Raw genomic sequence first — 19,213 nt, 5'->3', positions numbered from 1 at the left:
ACATGCCGGTTGAGGCGCTCGACCACGTCCAGATCGCGATGCCGCCCGGCGGGGAGGCGGCGGCGCACAGCTTTTATGCCGGTCTTCTCGGGATTCCCGAGCTCCCGAAGCCGGCCAATCTGGCGGCGCGCGGCGGCTGCTGGTTCGAGCGCGGCGCGCTGAAGGTGCATCTGGGACTCGAGCCGGATTTCCGACCTGCCCGCAAGGCGCATCCGGCGTTCCTCGTCACCGATCTGGCGGCGCTTGTTGCCGCTCTCGCCGCGGACGGGTTCGCGGCGGTCGAGGACGAGCCCCTGGCAGGATACGTCCGCCGCTATGTCGCGGACCCGTTCGGCAACCGCATCGAGCTGCTCGAACGCTGCTAAGCCGCCACCGCGCCGATTGTTTGGCGCGTCAGGCCGCCTGGTCCACCACCACCCGCGCGATCAGATCGCGCTGGATTTCGTTCGATCCGGCGTAGATGCTCGCCGCCCGATTGTTCAAATACTTCGGCATCGCGATGGCGATTGCATCGGGCGCATCCTCGATCGGGCCGTCCCATCCGGCGGCGATCTCCAGCGCCAAAAGGTCGATGCGTTGCGAGGCTTCGGTCCCAAGCACCTTCAGCATTGACGGGCGCACGGCGTCCGCCGGCCCGCCACCCTCGAGGCCCGCCAGTTCGATCGCGCGCAACGCCTCCACCGCAATCGCCTCCCGCGCCAGCCGCTCGCGATTGCCTTCGTGGCTGAGCCAGCCGGCCGTCTCGGCCGCCTCGCGTACCATGTCGAGCGTCGCGGCAAGGCCCGGCGCATAGCGGCCGGAGCGCTCGAACGTCAGCAGGTGCTTTGCCACAGTCCAGCCGTCATTCTCCTCGCCCAGCCTGCCGCTAACCGGCACGCGGACGTCGTCGAAGAACACCTGGTTGAACTCATGCTCGCCCGCTAGCGTATGGATTGGCGAGACGGTGATGCCGGGCGTGTTCATCTCCAGCAGGAGGAAGGTGATTCCGGTCTGCGGCCGCCCCTCCGTGCTGGTACGCACCAGGCAGAACATGCGATTGGCGAAATGTGCGTGCGTGGTCCAGATCTTGGAGCCGTTCAGCACATAATCGTCGCCGTCGCGTACCGCACGCAGCTTCAGCGAAGCAAGGTCGGAGCCCGAGCCGGGTTCCGAATAGCCTTGGCACCAGCGATCCTCGCCGGAGAGTATGCGTGGCAGCAGCGTCGCCTTCTGCTCCGGCGAGCCATAATGCATGATGACCGGCGCCACCATCTTCAGCCCCATCGGCGACAGGCCCGGTGCATGGGCGCGGGCATATTCCTCCGCCCAGATGTAGCGCTGGATCTCGTTCCAGCCGGTGCCGCCATATTCGACCGGCCAATCCGGCGCGGCCCAGCCTTGCGCGTGCAGGATCCGCTGCCACGCATCGGCAACCTCGGGATGCAGGAACACGCTGGTCCCGCGCCGTGCGCCGCGCCGCAGCTCGGGCGTCAGCTTCTCGGACAGAAAGGTGCGCACCTCGTCACGAAAGGCGCGCGCGTCTGCGCTGTTCAGGCTCTCCATGCCGGCCACCGTGCGCTGACCGGCGCGGCCATGCACCTGACGCTCCTGTCAGGGCGACGGCGCCGCGCTCAGGCGTGCGGGCCGAGGAAGCCGTGGCCGGTCGCGATCTGGATCATCCGCGCGCGCGTCGTGGCGCCCAGCTTTTCCGCCGCGTTGCGCAGGTGGAAGCGGACGGTCGAGACCGAGAGCGACAGGATGGTGCCAATCTCGGCATTGGTCTTCCCCGCCGCCGCCCAGCGCACGCATTGCGCCTCGCGCGCGGACAATTGCCCTGGCGGCGTCCGCACGCGGCGCATGGTCAGTTCGGTGTGCGCCGCCAGCAGGCGATAGGCGAGCGCGAACATCGGCTCGGCCCAGGTGGCGAAGATCGCCGGCATGTCGACCGGTGCGGTCGCGACCCACAGCACAGTTCCCACCTGTCCCCCGGCCAGGTGAACGGGCGCGATCACCGCGCCGGTGAAGCCGAACTCCTGCGTCACCCGCGAACAATCGATCGCATCGAGCAGGCCGGTCGGGCGCCACGAACCCAGCCGTCCGTCGGCATACCAGATCGGCTCGGCAAAGATGCGCGCGGCGTGGAGAAAGCTTGATCGCAGCGCCAGGCTGCGGTTGCGCCAATAGGTGTCGGTCACACACACCCATGGCATCCGTTCGGCATAGGCGCGGCCGTCGCGGTCGGCCATCGGCACGGGATCGCCCAGGTCGCTCTGCGCCGCGAGATAGGGCAGCCCGGCGCGCTCGCCGAGCGCCACTGCCTCGGCGGCGAGCGCGTCCACATCCTCCCACGACAAGGCTGCCGATCGATCCGACTGCATGTGCGCTCCCGCTCCCTGCCGCTGCGCTAGCCGCCCGCCGGGATGCGGACAAGGGCGGGTCTTGCGCTCGATCGCGGATCACGCGATGTAAGGGCATAACTATAGTTATGGTACGGAGGGGAAAGCCATGAGCCAGGATTATTCCGGCAAGCACGTGTTCGTCGCGGGTGCATCCAGCGGCATCAATCTGGAGATCGCACACAGCTTCGCGCGTGCTGGCGCGAAGGTGACGGTGCTGAGCCGCAGCGCCGACAAGATCGAGGCCGCGGCGCAGGGTATCCGTGACGCCGGCGCTGAGGCGCTGGGGATCGCATGCGACGTGCGCGACTATGAAGGGCTGGAGGCAGCCTATGCGCAGGCGACGGCGAAGTTCGGCCCGGTCGACGTTCTGATCTCCGGCGCCGCGGGCAATTTCCTCGCGCCTGCGGTGAAGCTGTCGGCCAATGCGTTCAAGACCGTGGTCGACATCGACCTGTTGGGCACGTTCAACGTGTTTCGCGCGAGCTACGATCACCTGACGAAGCCGGGCGCCTCGCTGATCGCGATCACTGCGGGGCAGGCGGTGCATCCCTCGGCGTTCCAGATCCACGCCTGCGCTGCGAAGGCAGGCGTCAACATGGTGACGAAGTGCCTGGCGCTCGAATGGGGCCCTGCCGGTATCCGCGTGAACGGCATTTCGCCGGGGCCGATCGGTGATACCGAGGGGATGAAGCGGCTCGGCGGCGATCCGGCGCGCGAGGCGCAGATCAAGGGCCGATTGGCGCTTCGCGACTATGGCACCAAGGCGGACGTCGCCGAAGCCGCGCTGTGGCTGTCCAGCCCGGCGGCGAAATATGTCACCGGCGCGATCCTGAACGTCGATGGTGGCAGCGACCTGGGTGACGCCGGCGCCAACGCGCTCGGCTGAGCAGAACCTTCACCGGCCGTTTCCGCATCGGCGGGCGGCCGGCAGGTCGGTCAATCACGTCGCGCGGTGATGCCCAGATCGGCAGGGCCGAAAGCGTCCGGCAGCAATTCGGACAAGCGATAGCTGGTCAGCGCATCGCCTTGCGCCCCCGCGCAATGCACGCGGACATCGCGACCGCCGATCTGCGCCGCCTCGTTGATCACCTGTCGGCAGCGTCCGCACGGGCGCACCACATCGGTGCCAGCAATTGCGCCGTCGCGGATCATGCCGCCGACCACGCCGATCGCGACGACATCCGCGAGGCGGCCCTGCGCATTGACCGTGGCGATCGCAACCGTTTCAGCGCACAGCGACAGGCCGTAGCTGGCGTTCTCGAAATTGGCGCCGCTCACCACCCGTCCGTCTGACAGCAGAACCGCGGCGCCGACGCCGAAGTTGGAATAAGGCGCGTGCGCGTGAAGCGCGGCGGCGCGTGCCAGGTCGATCAGGGTGCTTGCTTCGTCGTTCATGATGCTGCCACGTTCCAGTTCACGGGACCGTCGATACCGTCGATCCGCCGTATGTCGCTCGCCCGCCACATGCGCCACGGCCGAGCAGCGTAATCGGGCATGAAGAAAAATCCGCTCGCCCATACCGGGCGTGGCAGCGCGCTGGCGAGGTCATAATCGCGTTCGAACGCGCGCGATACGCGCAGCAGCACGGGTTTCCCTGTATGCGCCTCTATCAACGCGGCGGCGCTGCGCACGTCCTCGATCAGTGTCGCGGGATCAGGGCGGGAAGTGCAGTCTTCCGAATAGTCGAAATCGATCGCCGCGGGCAGCGCGTCGTCGGTTCGCGGAACGACCGTGTTGAACGCATTGGCCTGGTCGATCGCCGGATCGCACAGCGACCAGCGATGTACCGCGCCGCGCCGCATCCCGGCGTTGGCGATGCCATCCCAATTCTCGCCGAACCGCTGGTCGCGCCGCGTCGCCCCATGGGTGGCGGTGGCATAAGCGAAATCGGCGCCGCCCCCGGCAACGACCTTCCATTCGACGGCGCCGTTGGTGTCGCTGACGTCGACGCCCTGCACGGCATAGTCTGCAACCGACGGGTGCCATTGCACCGCCGCGCGCCATGCGAAGAGGGCGCCGACGACAAGCACGCCGACGAGCAGCAGGAAACGCCTCAACCGAAACACGACATTTAACCTTTGATGTGAAGCACGCAGATCAGCGTGAACAGCCGGCGTGCGGTATCGAAATCGAGCTCTATCTTGCCCGCCAGACGATCCTTCAGCAACTCCGCCGCTTCGTTGTGAATCCCGCGACGGGCCATATCGATGGTTTCGATCTGCTGCGGCGTCGACTGGCGGATGGCCTGAAAATAGCTGTCGCAGATCGCGAAATAATCCCGGATCGGACGGCGGAAACGCGCCATTCCCAGGATGTGCGCCTCCAGCGGGCTGCCATCCTCACGCTTGATCTGAAGGATCAGCCGGCCTTCCTCCACCGACAGGGCCAGCTTGTAGGGGCCGGCATAGCCATCGGGGTGCTGCTTTTGCGGAGCGAAATAATTGCCCTCGATCAAATCGAAGATCGCGATCCGCCGTTCCTGCTCGATATCGGCCGATCGCCACAGGATCGTGCGTTCGTCCAATTCGATATCGATGATCCGCGGATCGGCCATCGGGATGCGATACTGGCCAACGGCGGCCCCGACAATCTCGCCTGCGACAATCTCGTCCACAGGATTGTGCGTCCCGCCGGTTCCCGCGTGCACCGATCCGGGGTAGACGCAGACGCCTGATGGCGACTCTGGCATTCCCCAACCCGGCTCCGGCCGAACCTATTCAGCTGCCCCGCAACGTCGAGGCGGAGGCCGCGCTGCTCGGCGCGATGATGATCGACAATCGGCTCGCCGACGACATTGTCGACCGGATCGAGCCGGCGCATTTCTTCGAACCCGTTCACGGCCGCATCTTCGCTGCGATCAAGACGCTGCGCTCCAACGACATGCTGGCGACACCGGTCACGCTGCGGCCGATGTTCGATGCGGACGAGGGGATGCGTGAACTCGGCGGCCCGGCGTATCTCGCCCAGCTGACGGGATCAGGCGCCGGCCTGATCGGCGCGCGCCAGTTCGCGCAGCAGATTTACGATCTCGCCATGCTCCGCTCGCTGGTTACGGTCGGGCGTACGCTTGTCGAACGCGCGATCGACACCTCGGAGGAGGTTAACCCGCGCGCCCAGATCGAGCTGGCCGAGGAGGAATTGTTCAAGGTCGCCGCCGACGGCACGACCGAAAATGCGATCAAGAGCTTTGCGCAGGCGACCAAGGTCGCGCTGAAGATGGCCGAGACCGCGCTCAATTCGGGCGGCAAGGTTTCAGGCATCACCACCGGTTTCGACACGGTGAACGCCCGCATCGGCGGCATGCACCGGTCCGACTTGATGATCCTCGCCGGCCGTCCGGGCATGGGCAAGACGTCGCTGGCGACCAACATCGCCTTCAACGCCGCCCAGCGTTGGATGATGGACATGAAAGCCGGCATCGCGCCTAGCGAGTCGATCGGCGCAAAGGTCGCGTTCTTCAGCCTGGAAATGTCCGCCGACCAGCTGGCCACGCGTATCCTGGCCGAACAAGCGCGCATCACTTCTGAAAAGCTGCGCCGCGGCGACATCAGCCGCGCCGAGTTCCACCAGCTTGCCGCCGCCGCCGCCGATCTCGAAACGCTGCCGCTGTTCATCGACGACACTGGCGGCCTGTCGATCAGCGCGCTTCACACGCGCGTCCGCCGGCTGCAGCGCCGCCACAACAACGAGATCGGCCTTGTCATCGTCGATTACCTTCAGCTCCTTTCGGGCAGCGGCAAGGCGAGCGACGGCAACCGCGTGCAGGAAATCTCGGAAATCAGCCGCGGCCTGAAGACGCTGGCGAAGGATCTCCACGTCCCCGTGCTCGCATTGTCGCAGCTCAGCCGTGCGGTCGAACAGCGCGAGGACAAGCGCCCGCAGCTTTCCGACCTTCGCGAATCCGGCTCGATCGAGCAGGACGCCGACATGGTGTGGTTCGTGTTCCGTGAGGATTATTACGTCGCGGCGAAGGAGCCCAAGCGCCCTAGCGAGGGCGACGCGACGAAGATCTTCGAGGATCACGCGCAATGGGCAAGCGACATGGAGCGCGTGTACGGCCTTGCCGAACTGATCATCGCCAAGCAGCGTCACGGCGCAACCGGCAAGGTGACGATGAAGTTTGACCCCAGCGTCACCCGCTTCAGCGACTACGCCGGCTATTGATCGCGCGGAGGGGGAGGGCGGCGACGTTTGTCCGCCCTGTCGCCGATCAGAAGGCTGGTTCTTCGCCCGGCGTTTCGGGCACGTGGATGCCGCATTCCACCTTGTCCCAGCCGCGCCAGCGGCCGGCGCGCGGATCCTCGCCCGGCTGCACCTTGGACGTGCACGGCTTGCACCCGATCGAGGGATAGCCGTTCGCCTCCAGCGGATGGCGCGGCAATTCATGCTCGTCGAAATACGCCTCCAGCCGGGTGCGATCCCAGTCGGCCAGTGGGTTCAGCTTCAGCCGCCCATCGTCCACCTCGAACCGCGGCAGCGCGGTACGCGTCGCCGACTGGAAGCCCTTGCGCCCCGATATCCAGGCGTCGAACGGCAGCAGCGCACGGCGCAGCGGCTCCACCTTGCGCAGGTCGCAGCAGCCGTCGGGGTCGTAGGACCAGCGCAGCCCGTTTGCATCCTTAGCGGCGAGCAGCCACGGATCGGGGCGGAAAACGCGCAGATCGGTCAGCCCCAGCCGCTCCGATAGCTCGTCACGATATTCCAGCGTCTCGCCGAACATCTTCTGGGTATTGGTGAACACGACCGGTACGTCGCGATCAACCTGCGCCACCATGTGGAGCAGCACCGCAGATTCGGTTCCGAACGACGAAACCGCCGCGATGCGGCCCTTCAGCTCGCCGCCGAGCAGATCGCGCAGCATGTCCTGGGTGGACACGCCGACAAAGCGCGCCTCCATCGCCGCCGCGTCCTCGGCGGTGAAGGCGGGCGCGACATCGATCATGTCGAGGCAACGAGCAGCACTAGCCATGGCGTAACTTCCAAACGGGCACCGCCTGGTCGGCGGCGCGCTGATAAGGGTGGTCGTAGCGAGCGAGGCTGCGCTTCAGCGTCTCGGCATCGACGGGGGCCTCAGGCGCGAAGCTGTCGAAGCCGCAGCGGCGCATGTGCGGGATCTGGTCGACCAGCACGTCGCCGGCGGCGCGCAATTCCCCGGTATAGCCCGCCTCGCGAAGGATCCGCGCCGCTGAATAGCCGCGCCCGTCGCGGAACGTGGGGAAGCTCACCTCGACCAGCGCAAGCTGGCCCAGCGAGGGCAGCAGCGCGCGCGCATCGTCGCCCGCCTCCAGCCGGACCGCACCGGCATTGGTTTGGCCATCAAGGAACGAATCCAGCGTGATCGCCGGCTCGTCATGTGCCTCGTCGTCGCGGAAGCGGAGCAGATTATCCATAGATCGCCTCCTTGAACGTCTCGAAGCCGACGCGGCGATAGGTGTCGAGGAAACGTTCGCCCGGCTCACGCACCTGCACGAAGCGGTCCGTCACGCGCTCGATCGCGTCGACCACGCCGTCCTCGTCGAATCCTGGCCCGGTGATCTTGGCGAGGCTGACGTCCTCCGCGCCCGATCCGCCAAGCGAGAGCTGGTAGTTTTCCTTGCCCTTCTTATCGACGCCCAGAATGCCGATGTGGCCGGCATGGTGGTGGCCGCAGGCGTTGATGCAGCCGGAGATCTTCAGCTTCAGCTCGCCCAGGTCGCGCTGCCGGTCGAGATCGCTGAAGCGCTGCGCGATCTTCTGCGCCAGCGGGATCGACCGCGCATTGGCGAGGCTGCAATAATCAAGGCCGGGGCAGGCGATGATGTCGCTGATGAGGTCCAGGTTCGCCTCGGCCAGCCCGGCCTCGGTCAACTTCTGCCACACCGCATACAGGTCAGCCTTGCGCACATGCGGCAGGACGATGTTCTGCGCATGGGTCACGCGCAGCTCGTCGAACGAATAACGCTCGCCCAGATCCGCCATCACGTCGATCTGGTCGGCGGAGGCATCGCCGGGGATCCCCCCGACAGGCTTCAGCGACACGTTCACGATCGCATAGCCCGGCTGCTTGTGCGCCTTCACATTCTGGTCGAGCCAGACGGCGAAATCGGGATCGCTGCGATCCACGTCCTCCGACAGGCCGCTCTCGAACGCCGGCGGTGCGAAGAAGGCGCTGATCCGCTCCAGCTCCGCCACTGGCGGATCGATGCCCAGCGTCTTCACATGCGCGAATTCTTCCTCAACCTGGCGACGATATTCGTTGGGGCCCAGTTCGTGGAGCAGGATCTTGATCCGCGCCTTGTAGATATTGTCGCGCCGGCCGTAGCGATTGTAGACCCGCAGGCACGCCTCGAGGTAGCTCAGCAGCTCGTCGGCGGTCACGAAGTCGCGGATCTCGTGCGCGATCATCGGGGTGCGGCCCATGCCGCCACCGACGAAGATCTTGGCGCCGAGCACGCCGTCCTTCTTCAGCAGCTCGATCCCGATATCGTGCAGCCGCATCGCCGCGCGATCCTCCGCCGCGGCGATCACCGCGATCTTGAACTTGCGCGGCAGGTAAGTGAATTCGGGGTGGAACGTCGACCACTGACGCAGCAGCTCGGCCCAGGGACGAGGGTCGGTCACTTCGTCCGCGGCGGCGCCGGCAAACTGATCCGAACTGATGTTGCGGATGCAATTGCCGCTAGTCTGGATGGCGTGCATCTCGACGGTCGCCAGCTCGGCGAGGATGTCGGGTGCGTCCTCCAGCTTGATCCAGTTGAACTGGATGTTCTGCCGCGTCGTGAAATGGCCATAGCCGCGGTCGTATTTGCGCGCGACATGCCCCAGCATCCGCATCTGCCGGCTGCTCAGCGTGCCATAGGGTACCGCGACGCGCAGCATATAGGCGTGCAATTGCAGGTAGAGGCCGTTCATCAGCCGCAGCGGCTTGAACTGGTCCTCCGTCATCTGACCCGCGAGGCGCCGCTTCACCTGATCGCGGAATTCCTCCACCCGGGCGTCGACGATCGACTGGTCATACTGGTCATATTGATACATCGTGTCTTCCTGGTCCCCGCCCCAATCGGGCGGGATCGCGGGTCAAATTACCCAGCTGCCCGCATCGGGATCAGCCGGCTTCAGCGTCAGGTCGGGCCGAACGGTCGGGCCGAGCGCGCGGATACGATCCTTGATGTGCGCGGGTCGCGGCCCCTCCGGCGTCGCCACTGCATCGATCACATAGGGCACGTTGACCCGGCGGGCGCCTTCCTCCGCCTTGGCGATCGCTTCGCCGCGATCGCCAACGTCGACGGCATCCTCTACATGGCGCGACCAGCCTTCGCCGGTCCACCATGTGACGTCGCCGGTCACCAGATCATTTCCCGTCAGCAATTTCATCCGTTCATGCTCTCCGCAGCACGTGCCCAGGATACCAATTTGTCCTCCGCATCCGACAATTCGACCACTTCGCCGACGACGATGATCGCCGGGCTGGCCACCTTCTCGCGGGTCACCATCGCGCCCAGATCCGCCAGCAGTGTCTTCAGCGCGCGGTGGCCGGGGCAGGTGCCCTTTTCCAGCACCGCGACAGGCATGTCGGGCGCCACGCCATCGGCGATCAATTTGTCCGCGATCGCATCCGCGGTCGCCACACCCATGTAGATCACCAGCGTGCGTCCCTGGCCGGCGAGACCCGACCAGTCCTGCTCGGTCAGCCCCTTGCACTGGCCCGCAACGAAGCTGACCGCGCTGGAATGGTCGCGATGCGTCAGCGGCAGCATCGCCTCGGCGGCGCAGCCCAGCGCTGCCGACACGCCCGGGATCACTTCGACCGGGAGGCCGGCGGCGCGCACCGCCTCCACTTCCTCGCCGCCCCGGCCAAAGATGAAGGGGTCGCCGCCCTTCAGCCGGACGACCTGGCTGCCCGCGCGCACATGCGCCACGATCAGCGCATTGATCGCCTCCTGTGGCAGGGTGTGGCGCGCGCGCCGCTTCGCCACCGAGATGCGGTGGGCGGTCGCCGGCGCGATGTCGAGCACGCGCGGGTCGATCAACCCGTCGTGCACCACCACGTCCGCGGCTTTCAGCGCCTCCACGGCGCGTACGGTCAACAGGCCCGGATCGCCCGGGCCGGCACCGACAAGGATCACGCGTCCGCGTGCATCAGGATCAAGAAGGCTCGCCATCGTAACGTGAACATGGCGCTGCGGCGGCAGGGCAGCAACCGAGCGATCCTTGGCGATGCCGTAGGTCAGCTATTCCCGACCCGATCGGTAGTGTCAGGCGCATCCTTCGACATAGCCGAGCACCGGCATGGTGCCGACATGGATCAGGCTGACCTTGCCGTCCTGACCGATTTCGAAACGAAGCGCCGGTCCGCCGCTCGCCGCATTGGGCGCGGTCAGATATTTGGCCGGACGGTCCTCATATTTATGCGGTTCTGCGCGGAAGCCGCCGAACCACTCGCGCACCGCACGTTCGGGCGATCCGACGCCGACGCCTTCGACCAGCTTCACGTCCGACCGCTGGCCCACGGTGATGCGACGCACCTTGCCATCGGTAACGATCGCATAGACGCCGGGATAGGCGGGCGAGCTGACGGTACGGCAGCCCTCGTCGATCTGAGCGCCGCGTTCCGCCCAGCCGCTGCCGCGCGGGACAGCCTGGCCGATGCGCAGTGCGCCAAGCCCCTCCAGTGCCAGCGTCTTGCCCGGCGGCGGCGCTTGGGTGGGGGGCGTATCGGGCGATGCTGCGGCGGTGGGACTGGCCAGCGGAGTCGGGCTGCTCGCGGGAGACGGGGGGGCGACCGGCGTCGCGGCGGTGTTCGTCGTGGCGGGCGGCACGTCGATCGTGGCGGTCGCATTGGGGCTGTCGGGTTCGGACGAGCAGGCGGCGAGCGCGACGGCAAGGATCAACGCCGGGGAAAGGTTTCGCATCCGTGCTGAACGGCCGATCAGCCGTCCGGTTGCGCGTCGCTATCCGTCGCGCAGCCCGATGCCGATCGATGCGCGCGCTGCATCCGCCTCGTTCGAGACGACCGGATAGGCACAATAATCGGCGGCATAATAAGCGCTGGGGCGGTGGTTGCCCGACCATCCGATGCCGCCGAAGGGCGCCGATGATGAGGCACCGTTGGTGGGCCGGTTCCAGTTGACGATGCCAGCGCGCGCGCCCGACCAGAAACGATCGTACAGGCTGGGCGTCTGGCTGATCAGCGACGCCGACAGGCCGTAACGGGTGTTGTTCGCCTCCGCGATCGCCTGGTCGAAGGTCTCGGTGCGTACGACCTGAAGGATTGGTCCGAACAATTCCATGTCCGGCCGCTCGCCCGCCTCGGTCATGTCGATGATGCCGGGTAGCAGGAACGGGCGATCGGGCTCCGACCTCTGCAGGTGGCGGATCGGCCGACCGCCGCGCATCAGCAGCGCCAGGAAGCTTTCCGTCAGCTGGTCGGCCGCCTCATTGTCGATCACCGGGCCCATGTACGGCGCCGGATCATCATGCGGCGCGCCCACGATCAGCCGCGCGATCAGCCGCTCCAGCTGTTCCATCAGCGGATCGAACAGCTTCTGGTCGACGATCAGCCGGCGCGCCGCGGTGCACCGCTGCCCCGCCGTGGTGAACGCGGACTGGATGATGATGATTGACGCGGCATACAGGTCCGGCGTGTCCCACACGACGATGGGGTTGTTGCCGCCCATTTCCAGCGCCAGGATCTTTTCCGGCTTCTCGGCAAAGGCGCGGTTCAGCGCCAGGCCGGTGCGCGCCGATCCGGTGAACAGCAGGCCATCGATCCCCTCGTGCCCGGCCAGCGTGCGGCCCTCGTCAGGGCCGCCGATCACCAGCCGGATGCAATCCTCCGGCACGCCTGCCGCGCGATAGCAGTCGACCAGGAACGCGCCCGATGCGGGCGCCTTTTCCGATGGCTTGAACACCACCGCATTGCCGGCGATCAGCGCCGGGACGATGTGGCCGTTGGGCAGATGCGCCGGGAAATTATACGGCCCCAGTACCGCCAGCACGCCATGCGGCTTGTGGCGCACCGCCATGCGCGATCCCATCGGCGCGTCCAGCCGGCGCTGCGCGGTGCGATCGGCATAAGCGGACACCGAAATGTCCACCTTGGCCATGACGGTGTCGACTTCGCTACGCGCCTCCCACAGCGGCTTGCCGGTTTCGCGCGCGATCACATCGGCAAACGCCTCATGCCGCGATCGCACCACATTGGCGAAGCGGCGCAGCGTCTCGATCCGGAACGTCAGCGGGCGCGCGGCCCAGGTTGCCCAGCCCGATCGCGCCGCCGCGACTTCTGCGTCGACGTCTCCCACCTGGCCGCGCCACAATTCGGCGCCGGTCGCTGGTTCGAAGGAGATGATCTCGTTCACGGATGGCCCTTTTACGTCACGTAACTTGCTTTAGGATAGGAACGGTCGGTGTCACAAGGTCAGCGAAGCGCCTCGCCCATGGTGCGGATCGCGTCGACCTTGGCATGGAACGTCGCCCAGTCGTCGCGCTCGGCAATCGGCTGCCAGATCGCTTCCACTTCCTCGATCAGCATCGAACACGGTTGGCCCTGCCAATAAGGATGCGTGCGCTCGGCGCGCAACGGCGCTGCGTCCAGCAGCGCGCGAACCTCATCCCATGGCGCGCCATAGCCGGGCGGCAGCGGCTGGGCGAAGGCATCGAAGAAGAACTGGTCGATCCCGGTGGCGGTTTCGCGCAGCGCTCGCTCCGTCGCCTGTACCAGCGCGCGATCGGCCTCGTCGCCGGAGGCGCGGCGGCCCATCCGCCAGAGGAAGGCGTCGACCACCGCATGCTGGTAGGCCGGGGCGAACCGGTCCAGCGCGGCAATCAGCGGCTCCGCTTCGCTCAGCAGCCGCAGCGACGCGGCCAATTGCATCACGTCCCAGTGGATTGCCTCGGGCTGCCGGCCAAATGCGTACAGGCCCGCGTGGTCGAAATAGGCCGCGGTGAAGCCCGGCTCCCACGTCGGCGCGAACCGCCACGGACCATAGTCAAAGCTTTCGGCGGTGACGTTAATATTGTCCGAATTCAGCACGCCATGGACGAAGCCTGCCGCCATATAGCTCGCGGCCAGTCGCGCCGTGCCGTCCACTACCAGGTTCAGCAGACGGACCGGATCGTCGCTGTCCTCGCCATACAAATTGGTCAGGACATAGCGCACGAGCCGGCGCATCGATTCCTCGTCGCGCTCATAGGCGAGCCGCTGGAACGATCCGATGCGGGCATGGCCATGGCTCAGCCGCACCAGCACCGCGGCGCGGGTGGGGGAGGGTTCGTCGTTGCGTTCCAGCGCCTCGCCCGTCTCGATCAGCGAAAAGGTTCGCGACGTGCGCACGCCCAGCGCCTCCAGCATCTCGGTCGCCAGCACTTCGCGCATCCCGCCCTTCAGCGTCAGCCGCCCGTCGCCCGCGCGGCTCCATGGCGTCTGGCCCGATCCCTTGGTGCCCAGGTCCATCAGCCGGCCATTCTGGTCGCGAAGCTGGGCAAAGGTGAAGCCGCGCCCGTCGCCCAGATCGGGATTGTACACGCGAAACTGATGGCCATGATACCGCAGCGCGAGTGGCTGTGGCAGTGAGGCCGAAAGCGGCTGGAAACGGCCAAAATGCGCCAGCCATTCCCCGTCGTCGAGCGTGTCGAGGCCGACCTCGGCTGCCGCGCGATCGTTGCGGAAACGCAGGATGGTCTGCGGGAAATCGGCGGCCTCCACCGGATCGTAGAAGGCGTCGCCGAGTGACAGGAGCAGGGTCTCTGGCTGATAAGCTTGCGGGTGCGAAGGCATGCGTGGATATGGGGCCCGCGCGACGAAAGGTGCAAGGATGGCCGCCTGGCAGGACATATTTTGGTGGTCGAACGATGGATTGCGGCTCCACGCTCGCGACTATCCGGGCGACGAGGATGCACTGCCGGTCGTCTGCCTGCCGGGGCTGACGCGCAACGCGCGCGATTATGATGCGCTCGCACGGCGGATAGCGGGCGAGCGGCGAGTCTTCGCGCTGGATCTGCGCGGCCGGGGCGAGAGCGCCCATGCCAAGGATCCGATGAGCTACGTGCCGATGACCTACGCCCATGATGTCGCGGCGTTTCTGTCGGAGCACCGGATCGATCGCTTCATTGCCGTCGGCACGGCGCTCGGCGGGATCGTGACCATGCTGCTCGCCGGGCTGGTGCCCGGTCGTATCGCCGGCGCCCTGCTCAATGATGTAGGGCCGGAGATTGAGCCGGCCGGGCTGGCGCGCATTCGCGGCTATGTCGGCCGGTCCAGCACATGGCCCACCTGGATGCATGCCGCCCGTGCGACCCGCGAGGCCAATGCCGATGCCTACCCCGATTTCGGGATCGAGGATTGGCTGGCGATGGCCAAGCGCTTGTACCGGCTGACCAGCAATGGCCGTATCGTGCTCGATTACGATCTGCGCATTGCCGAGCCATTTCGCGTGCCGGGCAACGAGGCAGGTCCAGACATGTGGGGCGCGCTCCACGCGCTCGCGTCGGTACCGGTGCTGATCGTGCGCGGCGGCCGATCGGACGTGCTCAGCGCAAGCGTCGCTGAGCGGATGGTCGCCAGCCTGCCATATGCCGAACTGGTGACGGTGCCCGGCGTCGGCCATGCGCCGCTGCTTATCGAACCGGCCGTGCAGGGGGCGATTGACCGGTGGCTTGCGCGGGCGGCCGTGGAACCCGCAAGCGCCTGAAACGTCGAGATTGCTCCCGCGAACAGGAGCTTTCATGGTCGATACGTTTGATGCCCATACCGCCAGCACGCCCATCGCCGGACGCCGCGTTCTGGTCACTGGCGGCACCACCGGGATCGGCCGCGCGATCGCCGTCCTGCTGGCCAGCGAGGGCGCCAAGGTATTCGTCTGCGGCCGCGACGAAACCCATCTCAGCGATGCGCTGAAGCGAATCCGCGAAGTGGGCGAGGGCGACGGAATGAGCATCGACCTCGCCGAAGAGGACAATGTCGCTCGCCTGTTCAAGGCCGCGTCAGACTATCTCGGCGGGATCGACGTGGCGGTGATCAATGCCGCGCGCGGCGCCGAGGGGCTGACCGACATGAGCGAGGCGGAGCTTCGCTATACGATCGGCAGCAATTTCACCGCTTATCTGCTGTCGGCGCAGGCCGCCGCCAAGGCGATGGGCGCGCATGGCGAGGATGCGAAAGGCAGGGGCGATATCGTCCTGATCGGCTCGATGAGCGCGTACGTGCTCGGCAAAGGTTCGACCGTCTATGCGGGGATCAAATACGGCATCCAGGGCTTTGCCATCGCGCTACGCCGCGAACTTGGGCGGAAGGGCGTGCGCGTGTCGCTGGTCGAGCCGGGGCTGACAGGCAGCGACATGGTGGCCGGTACGCCCGAGGAGCAGGCGGAGCGGATCGCCAAAGAGGAAATGCTGCGGGCCGAGGATATCGCGGTAGGCGTGCATTATCTGCTCACCCAGCCGCGCCGCGCCGTTGTTCAGCAAGTCACCATTTCCCCGCGCATGCAGGACGAAGAATGACCTTCCCGCTCGATCACCTGGTCTTCACCCCGCACGATGTCGATCTGTCGCGCTCGCCGCTGGCCGGGCATATCGACGAGGAAACCTATGTGCTGGGGGCCTTTAACCCCGGCATGACCCGGCTGCCCAACGGCAACCTGCTGATGATGGTGCGCGTGGCGGAAGCGCTGCGCACCCCCATCCGTGACGGCCATGTCCGCGCAATCCGCTGGGACGACGGGCGCTATCACCTCGACAACTGGCCATTGCAGCTTGTCGACACCGCCGATCCACGCAAGTTCATGATGCGCGGCGGCGGGTGGAAGGTGATGGCGCTGACGTCGCTGTCCTGGCTGCTGCCGGTCGAGTTGGATGCCGCCGGCCGCCGCGTCGAGGCGGTTCACTATGATCAGGCGATCGCGCCGCGCGCGAGCTACCAGAATTACGGCGTGGAGGACGCGCGGATCAGCCGCGTCGACGGCCGTTATCTGATGACGACCTGCTCGGTCAGTCCCGAGCGGCATTCCACCACGCTCTACACCAGCGACGATGCGCGCCACTGGCAGCTCGAGGGGATCGTCCTTGATCACCAGAACAAGGACATGCTGATTTTCGAAGGCCGCATCGGCGACAAATTCTGGGCGCAGACGCGGCCCCTCGGCGACCTCTATTTCGCCTATCCCCCCGACAGCGAATGGCGCGCGGGGCCGTCGATCAACCTCGCGTCCTCGCCGGATGCGCTGCATTGGAAGCCGAGCGACCACCCCGGCATCCGTCCCCATGCTGCCACCGTCGCCACGGCGCGAATGGGCGGCGGGGCGCAGCCGGTGCCGACCGACGATGGCTGGCTGACCTTGTGGCACGGCGTGGAGCCATCGGGCGTGGTCGGGATCTATCGCACCTATTGGACCCTGCTCGATCGTGACGAGCCCTGGCGAACGATCGCGACCGACCATCAGCCGCTGCTGGAGCCGAACCCGGCGCTGACCGAGCCGCTGAAGGATCTGATGTATCTGGACGATGTCGTGTTCACCACCGGGCTCGTCGACGCAGGCGATCACTGGATCGTGGCCAGTGGTGAGGCGGATCTGGCGTGCCGCATCACGCATGTGCCGAAGACGGCGATCGCGCGCAGCTAGCGCGATCGCCATCTTCGCTTACCCGTGAAGCGGCGGGCCGAAGACCGACCAGCCGGTCCGGTCGGCGAACATCTCCAGCGCACGAACCCCCAGCATCGAATTGCCATTCTGGTCGAGGTTGGGTGACCACACCGCGATCGCGCCCTGTTCCGGCGCCACCGCTAGGATGCCGCCGCCGACGCCGCTCTTGGCTGGCAGGCCGACGCGCATCGCGAAATCGCCCGATCCGTCATAATGGCCGCAGGTCATCATCAGCGCGAGCAGCTTGCGCATCCGCACCGCCACCGCATCGGCATCCTCATCGTCCGGTTTGCGCCGGGTATGCGCCAGGAACAGCCCGGTACGCGCCAGGCCGCGGCAATCGAGCATGATCGCGCATTGCTTGACATAGGCTTCCATCACCTCGTCCGGATCGCTGTGCAGATTGCCGTGATGCCGCATGAAGCTCATCATCGCGCGGTTCAGATCGCCGCCCTTATGCTCTGAATCCAGCACGTCCTGATTGAGCTCGACCGCGTCGATACAGGCATGGTGACGCACGAAATCCACAACGGCGCTGGCCTGCTTGTCGTCGCCCAACTCCTCAACCAGCATATCGACGATGGCGAGCGCGCCGGCATTGATGAAGGGATTGCGCGGGATCCCGCACGTCCGCTCCAGATCGATGATCGAATTGAATGGGTCGCCCGACGGCTCGCGCCCGACGCGCTTGAACACATCGTCGCCCAGCGCGCACAGCGCCAGTTCCAGGGCGAAAACCTTGGCGATGCTCTGCAGGGGGAAGGGGGTGGTTGCTGTCCCGCCGGTGACCAGTTTTTCGTCCATCGTCACCACGGCCATGCCGAAATCGCCCGGTGCCTTGCCCTCTTCCTTGGCATCCGCCGCCGCTTCGATCTTCACCGCCTTTGCCGTGATCTCCTCGGCGATGTCCTGGACGATCCGCTCCAGTGAATGATCCACATTGTTCTCCGCTTGATGTGACGCTTCAAACTGGCGGCGGCTGCCAAGTGTCCCGCCGACACGACCGAACGCGCAGCATGGCTCAACATTCGCGTCGTTCGGGGTTAAAGGCGCATTCGATGCCCCAGCCGATCAACATCCTGCACCTGCACTCCACCTTCGATCTCGGTGGCAAGGAGGCGCGTGCCGTGCGGCTGATGAACGCCTTTGGCGATCGCGCGCGCCACACGATCGTGTCCGGGATGGACGGCCGCTATGGCGCTCGTGAACGGATCGCAAAGGGCATCCGCTACGAAATCGCGCAGAATCCGCCGCCGTTGCAGGGCAAGCCGTCGGTCGGTCGCTACGATGCGATCGCGCGTTACATGCGCCGGTTCGATCTGGTGCTCACCTACAATTGGGGCGCGATCGACGGCGTCATGGCGCGGCGCGTGTTCGGGCGCGGCGTGCCGCCGGTCGTCCACCATGAGGACGGCTTCAACGAGGATGAGGCCGGCGGACTGAAGCGGGAGCGGAACCTCTATCGGCGGCTAGCGCTGTCGGCCGCGCATGGCCTGGCGGTGCCATCGACCACGCTGGAGCGGATCGCGCTGGAAACGTGGAAGCAGCCGCGGACGAAGGTCCACCGGATCGTCAACGGTATCGCGACCGAGCTGTATTCGCAGCGCCCCGGGCCGAAGGCGATCCCCGGCTTCGTGCGCAAGCCCAAGGAAGTCGTGATCGGCACCGTTGCGGGGTTGCGCGCGGTGAAGGATCTGCCGGCGCTCGTCCGCGCCGCGGGCGGCCTGTCCAACCGCTTCCGCCTGGTGATCGTGGGCGAGGGGCCAGAGCGCGCGGCGATCGAACAGGCGGCATTGGCAATGGGGATTGAGGATCAGCTGGTGATGCCCGGCTTCCTCGACCGGCCATATCGCTTCTTGGGGCATTTCGACCTGCTCGCGCTGTCGTCACGCTCCGAGCAATTCCCCATTTCTGTCGTGGAGGCGATGGCGGCCGGCCTGCCGATCGTCGCGCCGCCGGTCGGTGATGTGCCGACGATGGTCGCGGCGGAGAACGCACCCTTCATCACCGACTATCCCGGTGAAGTCAGGCTGCGCGACGCGATGCAGGCGTTGATCGCCGATCCGGACCTGCGCCGGACGGTGGGCGAAGCGAACCGGCGAAAGGCGCAGGCGGAATATGACGAACGTCACATGATCGCGCGCTATGCCGCATTGTACGAATCTGCGCTGGGGAGGGCGGGGGCACTGACACGGGCGTAAATTGCTCGCGCGGTGC

Annotated in this window: 21 protein-coding genes; 7 read left to right on the top strand and 14 right to left on the bottom strand. The window is 66.4% G+C overall.

Annotated features, from left to right (window positions below; genetic code table 11):
* Positions 1–2: 2 nt before the first annotated feature.
* On the top strand, positions 3–365 hold the full coding sequence (locus tag K0S66_RS11160; RefSeq protein ID WP_301075467.1) for a VOC family protein: 363 nt from the start codon (positions 3–5) through the stop codon (positions 363–365).
* A gap of 28 nt (positions 366–393) precedes the next feature.
* Here the strand turns inward: K0S66_RS11160 and K0S66_RS11155 are convergent, their stop codons facing one another.
* A complete protein-coding gene (locus K0S66_RS11155; protein ID WP_366520821.1) occupies positions 394–1,578 on the bottom strand; it encodes an acyl-CoA dehydrogenase family protein in 1,185 nt (394 codons plus the stop codon).
* 32 nt (positions 1,579–1,610) lie between these two features.
* Positions 1,611–2,357, bottom strand: coding sequence for a LuxR C-terminal-related transcriptional regulator (locus K0S66_RS11150; protein WP_301075466.1), 747 nt, complete (start codon positions 2,355–2,357; stop codon positions 1,611–1,613).
* A gap of 127 nt (positions 2,358–2,484) precedes the next feature.
* Here K0S66_RS11150 and K0S66_RS11145 point away from each other — a divergent pair, with 127 nt between their 5' ends.
* The gene (locus K0S66_RS11145; RefSeq protein ID WP_301075465.1) at positions 2,485–3,264 is read left to right on the top strand and encodes an SDR family oxidoreductase; all 780 of its coding nucleotides are present in this window, start codon (positions 2,485–2,487) and stop codon (positions 3,262–3,264) included.
* 50 nt (positions 3,265–3,314) lie between these two features.
* Here the strand turns inward: K0S66_RS11145 and K0S66_RS11140 are convergent, their stop codons facing one another.
* The 3 genes from K0S66_RS11140 to K0S66_RS11130 are packed head-to-tail and all read right to left on the bottom strand — an operon-like array spanning position 3,315 to position 4,932.
* On the bottom strand, positions 3,315–3,773 hold the full coding sequence (locus K0S66_RS11140) for a cytidine deaminase (RefSeq protein WP_301075464.1): 459 nt from the start codon (positions 3,771–3,773) through the stop codon (positions 3,315–3,317).
* Positions 3,770–4,435, bottom strand: coding sequence for a GH25 family lysozyme (locus tag K0S66_RS11135; protein ID WP_301075463.1), 666 nt, complete (start codon positions 4,433–4,435; stop codon positions 3,770–3,772). The genes K0S66_RS11140 and K0S66_RS11135 overlap by 4 nt, the downstream gene beginning before the upstream one ends.
* A 14-nt stretch (positions 4,436–4,449) precedes the next feature.
* The gene (locus K0S66_RS11130) at positions 4,450–4,932 is read right to left on the bottom strand and encodes a UPF0262 family protein (RefSeq protein ID WP_301075526.1); all 483 of its coding nucleotides are present in this window, start codon (positions 4,930–4,932) and stop codon (positions 4,450–4,452) included.
* A gap of 119 nt (positions 4,933–5,051) precedes the next feature.
* Here K0S66_RS11130 and K0S66_RS11125 point away from each other — a divergent pair, with 119 nt between their 5' ends.
* Positions 5,052–6,542: a replicative DNA helicase gene (locus tag K0S66_RS11125; RefSeq protein ID WP_301075462.1), complete on the top strand. Its 1,491-nt coding sequence runs from the start codon at positions 5,052–5,054 to the stop codon at positions 6,540–6,542.
* 46 nt (positions 6,543–6,588) lie between these two features.
* Here the strand turns inward: K0S66_RS11125 and K0S66_RS11120 are convergent, their stop codons facing one another.
* The 8 genes from K0S66_RS11120 to K0S66_RS11085 form a co-directional block, all read right to left on the bottom strand.
* Entirely contained in the window at positions 6,589–7,347 is a 759-nt protein-coding gene (locus K0S66_RS11120) for a phosphoadenylyl-sulfate reductase (protein WP_301075461.1), read from the bottom strand.
* The gene (locus tag K0S66_RS11115; protein WP_301075460.1) at positions 7,340–7,768 is read right to left on the bottom strand and encodes a DUF934 domain-containing protein; all 429 of its coding nucleotides are present in this window, start codon (positions 7,766–7,768) and stop codon (positions 7,340–7,342) included. The genes K0S66_RS11120 and K0S66_RS11115 overlap by 8 nt, the downstream gene beginning before the upstream one ends.
* Complete coding sequence (locus K0S66_RS11110) at positions 7,761–9,392, bottom strand: nitrite/sulfite reductase (protein ID WP_301075459.1); 1,632 nt, start codon at positions 9,390–9,392, stop codon at positions 7,761–7,763. The genes K0S66_RS11115 and K0S66_RS11110 overlap by 8 nt, the downstream gene beginning before the upstream one ends.
* 42 nt (positions 9,393–9,434) lie before the next feature.
* The gene (locus K0S66_RS11105; protein ID WP_046411012.1) at positions 9,435–9,731 is read right to left on the bottom strand and encodes a DUF2849 domain-containing protein; all 297 of its coding nucleotides are present in this window, start codon (positions 9,729–9,731) and stop codon (positions 9,435–9,437) included.
* Positions 9,728–10,519 (bottom strand): uroporphyrinogen-III C-methyltransferase, encoded by a 792-nt coding sequence (gene cobA, locus K0S66_RS11100; protein ID WP_301075458.1) that lies wholly within the window; start codon positions 10,517–10,519, stop codon positions 9,728–9,730. The genes K0S66_RS11105 and cobA overlap by 4 nt, the downstream gene beginning before the upstream one ends.
* Positions 10,520–10,612: 93 nt before the next feature.
* On the bottom strand, positions 10,613–11,269 hold the full coding sequence (locus K0S66_RS11095; RefSeq protein WP_301075457.1) for a hypothetical protein: 657 nt from the start codon (positions 11,267–11,269) through the stop codon (positions 10,613–10,615).
* A gap of 39 nt (positions 11,270–11,308) precedes the next feature.
* Complete coding sequence (gene astD, locus K0S66_RS11090; RefSeq protein ID WP_301075456.1) at positions 11,309–12,718, bottom strand: succinylglutamate-semialdehyde dehydrogenase; 1,410 nt, start codon at positions 12,716–12,718, stop codon at positions 11,309–11,311.
* Between the two features lie 59 nt (positions 12,719–12,777).
* Complete coding sequence (locus K0S66_RS11085; protein WP_301075455.1) at positions 12,778–14,136, bottom strand: protein adenylyltransferase SelO family protein; 1,359 nt, start codon at positions 14,134–14,136, stop codon at positions 12,778–12,780.
* A 37-nt stretch (positions 14,137–14,173) separates the two neighbouring features.
* Here K0S66_RS11085 and K0S66_RS11080 point away from each other — a divergent pair, with 37 nt between their 5' ends.
* The 3 genes from K0S66_RS11080 to K0S66_RS11070 are packed head-to-tail and all read left to right on the top strand — an operon-like array spanning position 14,174 to position 16,975.
* A complete protein-coding gene (locus K0S66_RS11080) occupies positions 14,174–15,049 on the top strand; it encodes an alpha/beta hydrolase (protein ID WP_301075454.1) in 876 nt (291 codons plus the stop codon).
* 34 nt (positions 15,050–15,083) lie between these two features.
* Entirely contained in the window at positions 15,084–15,857 is a 774-nt protein-coding gene (locus tag K0S66_RS11075; RefSeq protein WP_301075452.1) for an SDR family oxidoreductase, read from the top strand.
* Positions 15,854–16,975, top strand: coding sequence for a glycosidase (locus K0S66_RS11070; RefSeq protein WP_301075451.1), 1,122 nt, complete (start codon positions 15,854–15,856; stop codon positions 16,973–16,975). The genes K0S66_RS11075 and K0S66_RS11070 overlap by 4 nt, the downstream gene beginning before the upstream one ends.
* 18 nt (positions 16,976–16,993) lie before the next feature.
* On the opposite strand, the gene glsA is transcribed toward K0S66_RS11070, so the two are convergent.
* Positions 16,994–17,935, bottom strand: a complete 942-nt coding sequence (glsA, locus tag K0S66_RS11065; RefSeq protein ID WP_301075450.1) for a glutaminase A — start codon at positions 17,933–17,935, stop codon at positions 16,994–16,996.
* 119 nt (positions 17,936–18,054) lie between these two features.
* On the opposite strand from glsA, the gene K0S66_RS11060 reads away from it, so the two are divergent.
* Complete coding sequence (locus K0S66_RS11060; RefSeq protein ID WP_301075449.1) at positions 18,055–19,197, top strand: glycosyltransferase; 1,143 nt, start codon at positions 18,055–18,057, stop codon at positions 19,195–19,197.
* Positions 19,198–19,213 lie beyond the last annotated feature (16 nt).

The sequence above is a fragment of the Sphingomonas sp. genome, from assembly GCF_029239295.1.
In the GTDB taxonomy this organism is placed as follows: Bacteria; Pseudomonadota; Alphaproteobacteria; order Sphingomonadales; family Sphingomonadaceae; genus Sphingomonas.
The sequence above is the reverse complement of the archived record's forward strand: the minus strand, read 5'-3'. Positions and strand labels throughout refer to the sequence as shown.

Coding starts and splice junctions, on each gene's coding strand:
- cobA (WP_301075458.1), bottom strand. CDS start 10,519: ATGGCGAGCCTTCTTGATCCTGATGCACGCGGACGCGTGATCCTTGTC.
- K0S66_RS11095 (WP_301075457.1), bottom strand. CDS start 11,269: ATGCGAAACCTTTCCCCGGCGTTGATCCTTGCCGTCGCGCTCGCCGCC.
- K0S66_RS11160 (WP_301075467.1), top strand. CDS start 3: ATGCCGGTTGAGGCGCTCGACCACGTCCAGATCGCGATGCCGCCCGGC.
- K0S66_RS11075 (WP_301075452.1), top strand. CDS start 15,084: ATGGTCGATACGTTTGATGCCCATACCGCCAGCACGCCCATCGCCGGA.
- K0S66_RS11105 (WP_046411012.1), bottom strand. CDS start 9,731: ATGAAATTGCTGACGGGAAATGATCTGGTGACCGGCGACGTCACATGG.
- K0S66_RS11080 (WP_301075454.1), top strand. CDS start 14,174: ATGGCCGCCTGGCAGGACATATTTTGGTGGTCGAACGATGGATTGCGG.
- K0S66_RS11140 (WP_301075464.1), bottom strand. CDS start 3,773: ATGAACGACGAAGCAAGCACCCTGATCGACCTGGCACGCGCCGCCGCG.
- K0S66_RS11110 (WP_301075459.1), bottom strand. CDS start 9,392: ATGTATCAATATGACCAGTATGACCAGTCGATCGTCGACGCCCGGGTG.
- K0S66_RS11115 (WP_301075460.1), bottom strand. CDS start 7,768: ATGGATAATCTGCTCCGCTTCCGCGACGACGAGGCACATGACGAGCCG.
- K0S66_RS11070 (WP_301075451.1), top strand. CDS start 15,854: ATGACCTTCCCGCTCGATCACCTGGTCTTCACCCCGCACGATGTCGAT.
- K0S66_RS11150 (WP_301075466.1), bottom strand. CDS start 2,357: ATGCAGTCGGATCGATCGGCAGCCTTGTCGTGGGAGGATGTGGACGCG.
- K0S66_RS11060 (WP_301075449.1), top strand. CDS start 18,055: ATGCCCCAGCCGATCAACATCCTGCACCTGCACTCCACCTTCGATCTC.
- K0S66_RS11085 (WP_301075455.1), bottom strand. CDS start 14,136: ATGCCTTCGCACCCGCAAGCTTATCAGCCAGAGACCCTGCTCCTGTCA.
- K0S66_RS11125 (WP_301075462.1), top strand. CDS start 5,052: ATGGCGACTCTGGCATTCCCCAACCCGGCTCCGGCCGAACCTATTCAG.
- K0S66_RS11130 (WP_301075526.1), bottom strand. CDS start 4,932: ATGGCCGATCCGCGGATCATCGATATCGAATTGGACGAACGCACGATC.
- K0S66_RS11145 (WP_301075465.1), top strand. CDS start 2,485: ATGAGCCAGGATTATTCCGGCAAGCACGTGTTCGTCGCGGGTGCATCC.
- K0S66_RS11120 (WP_301075461.1), bottom strand. CDS start 7,347: ATGGCTAGTGCTGCTCGTTGCCTCGACATGATCGATGTCGCGCCCGCC.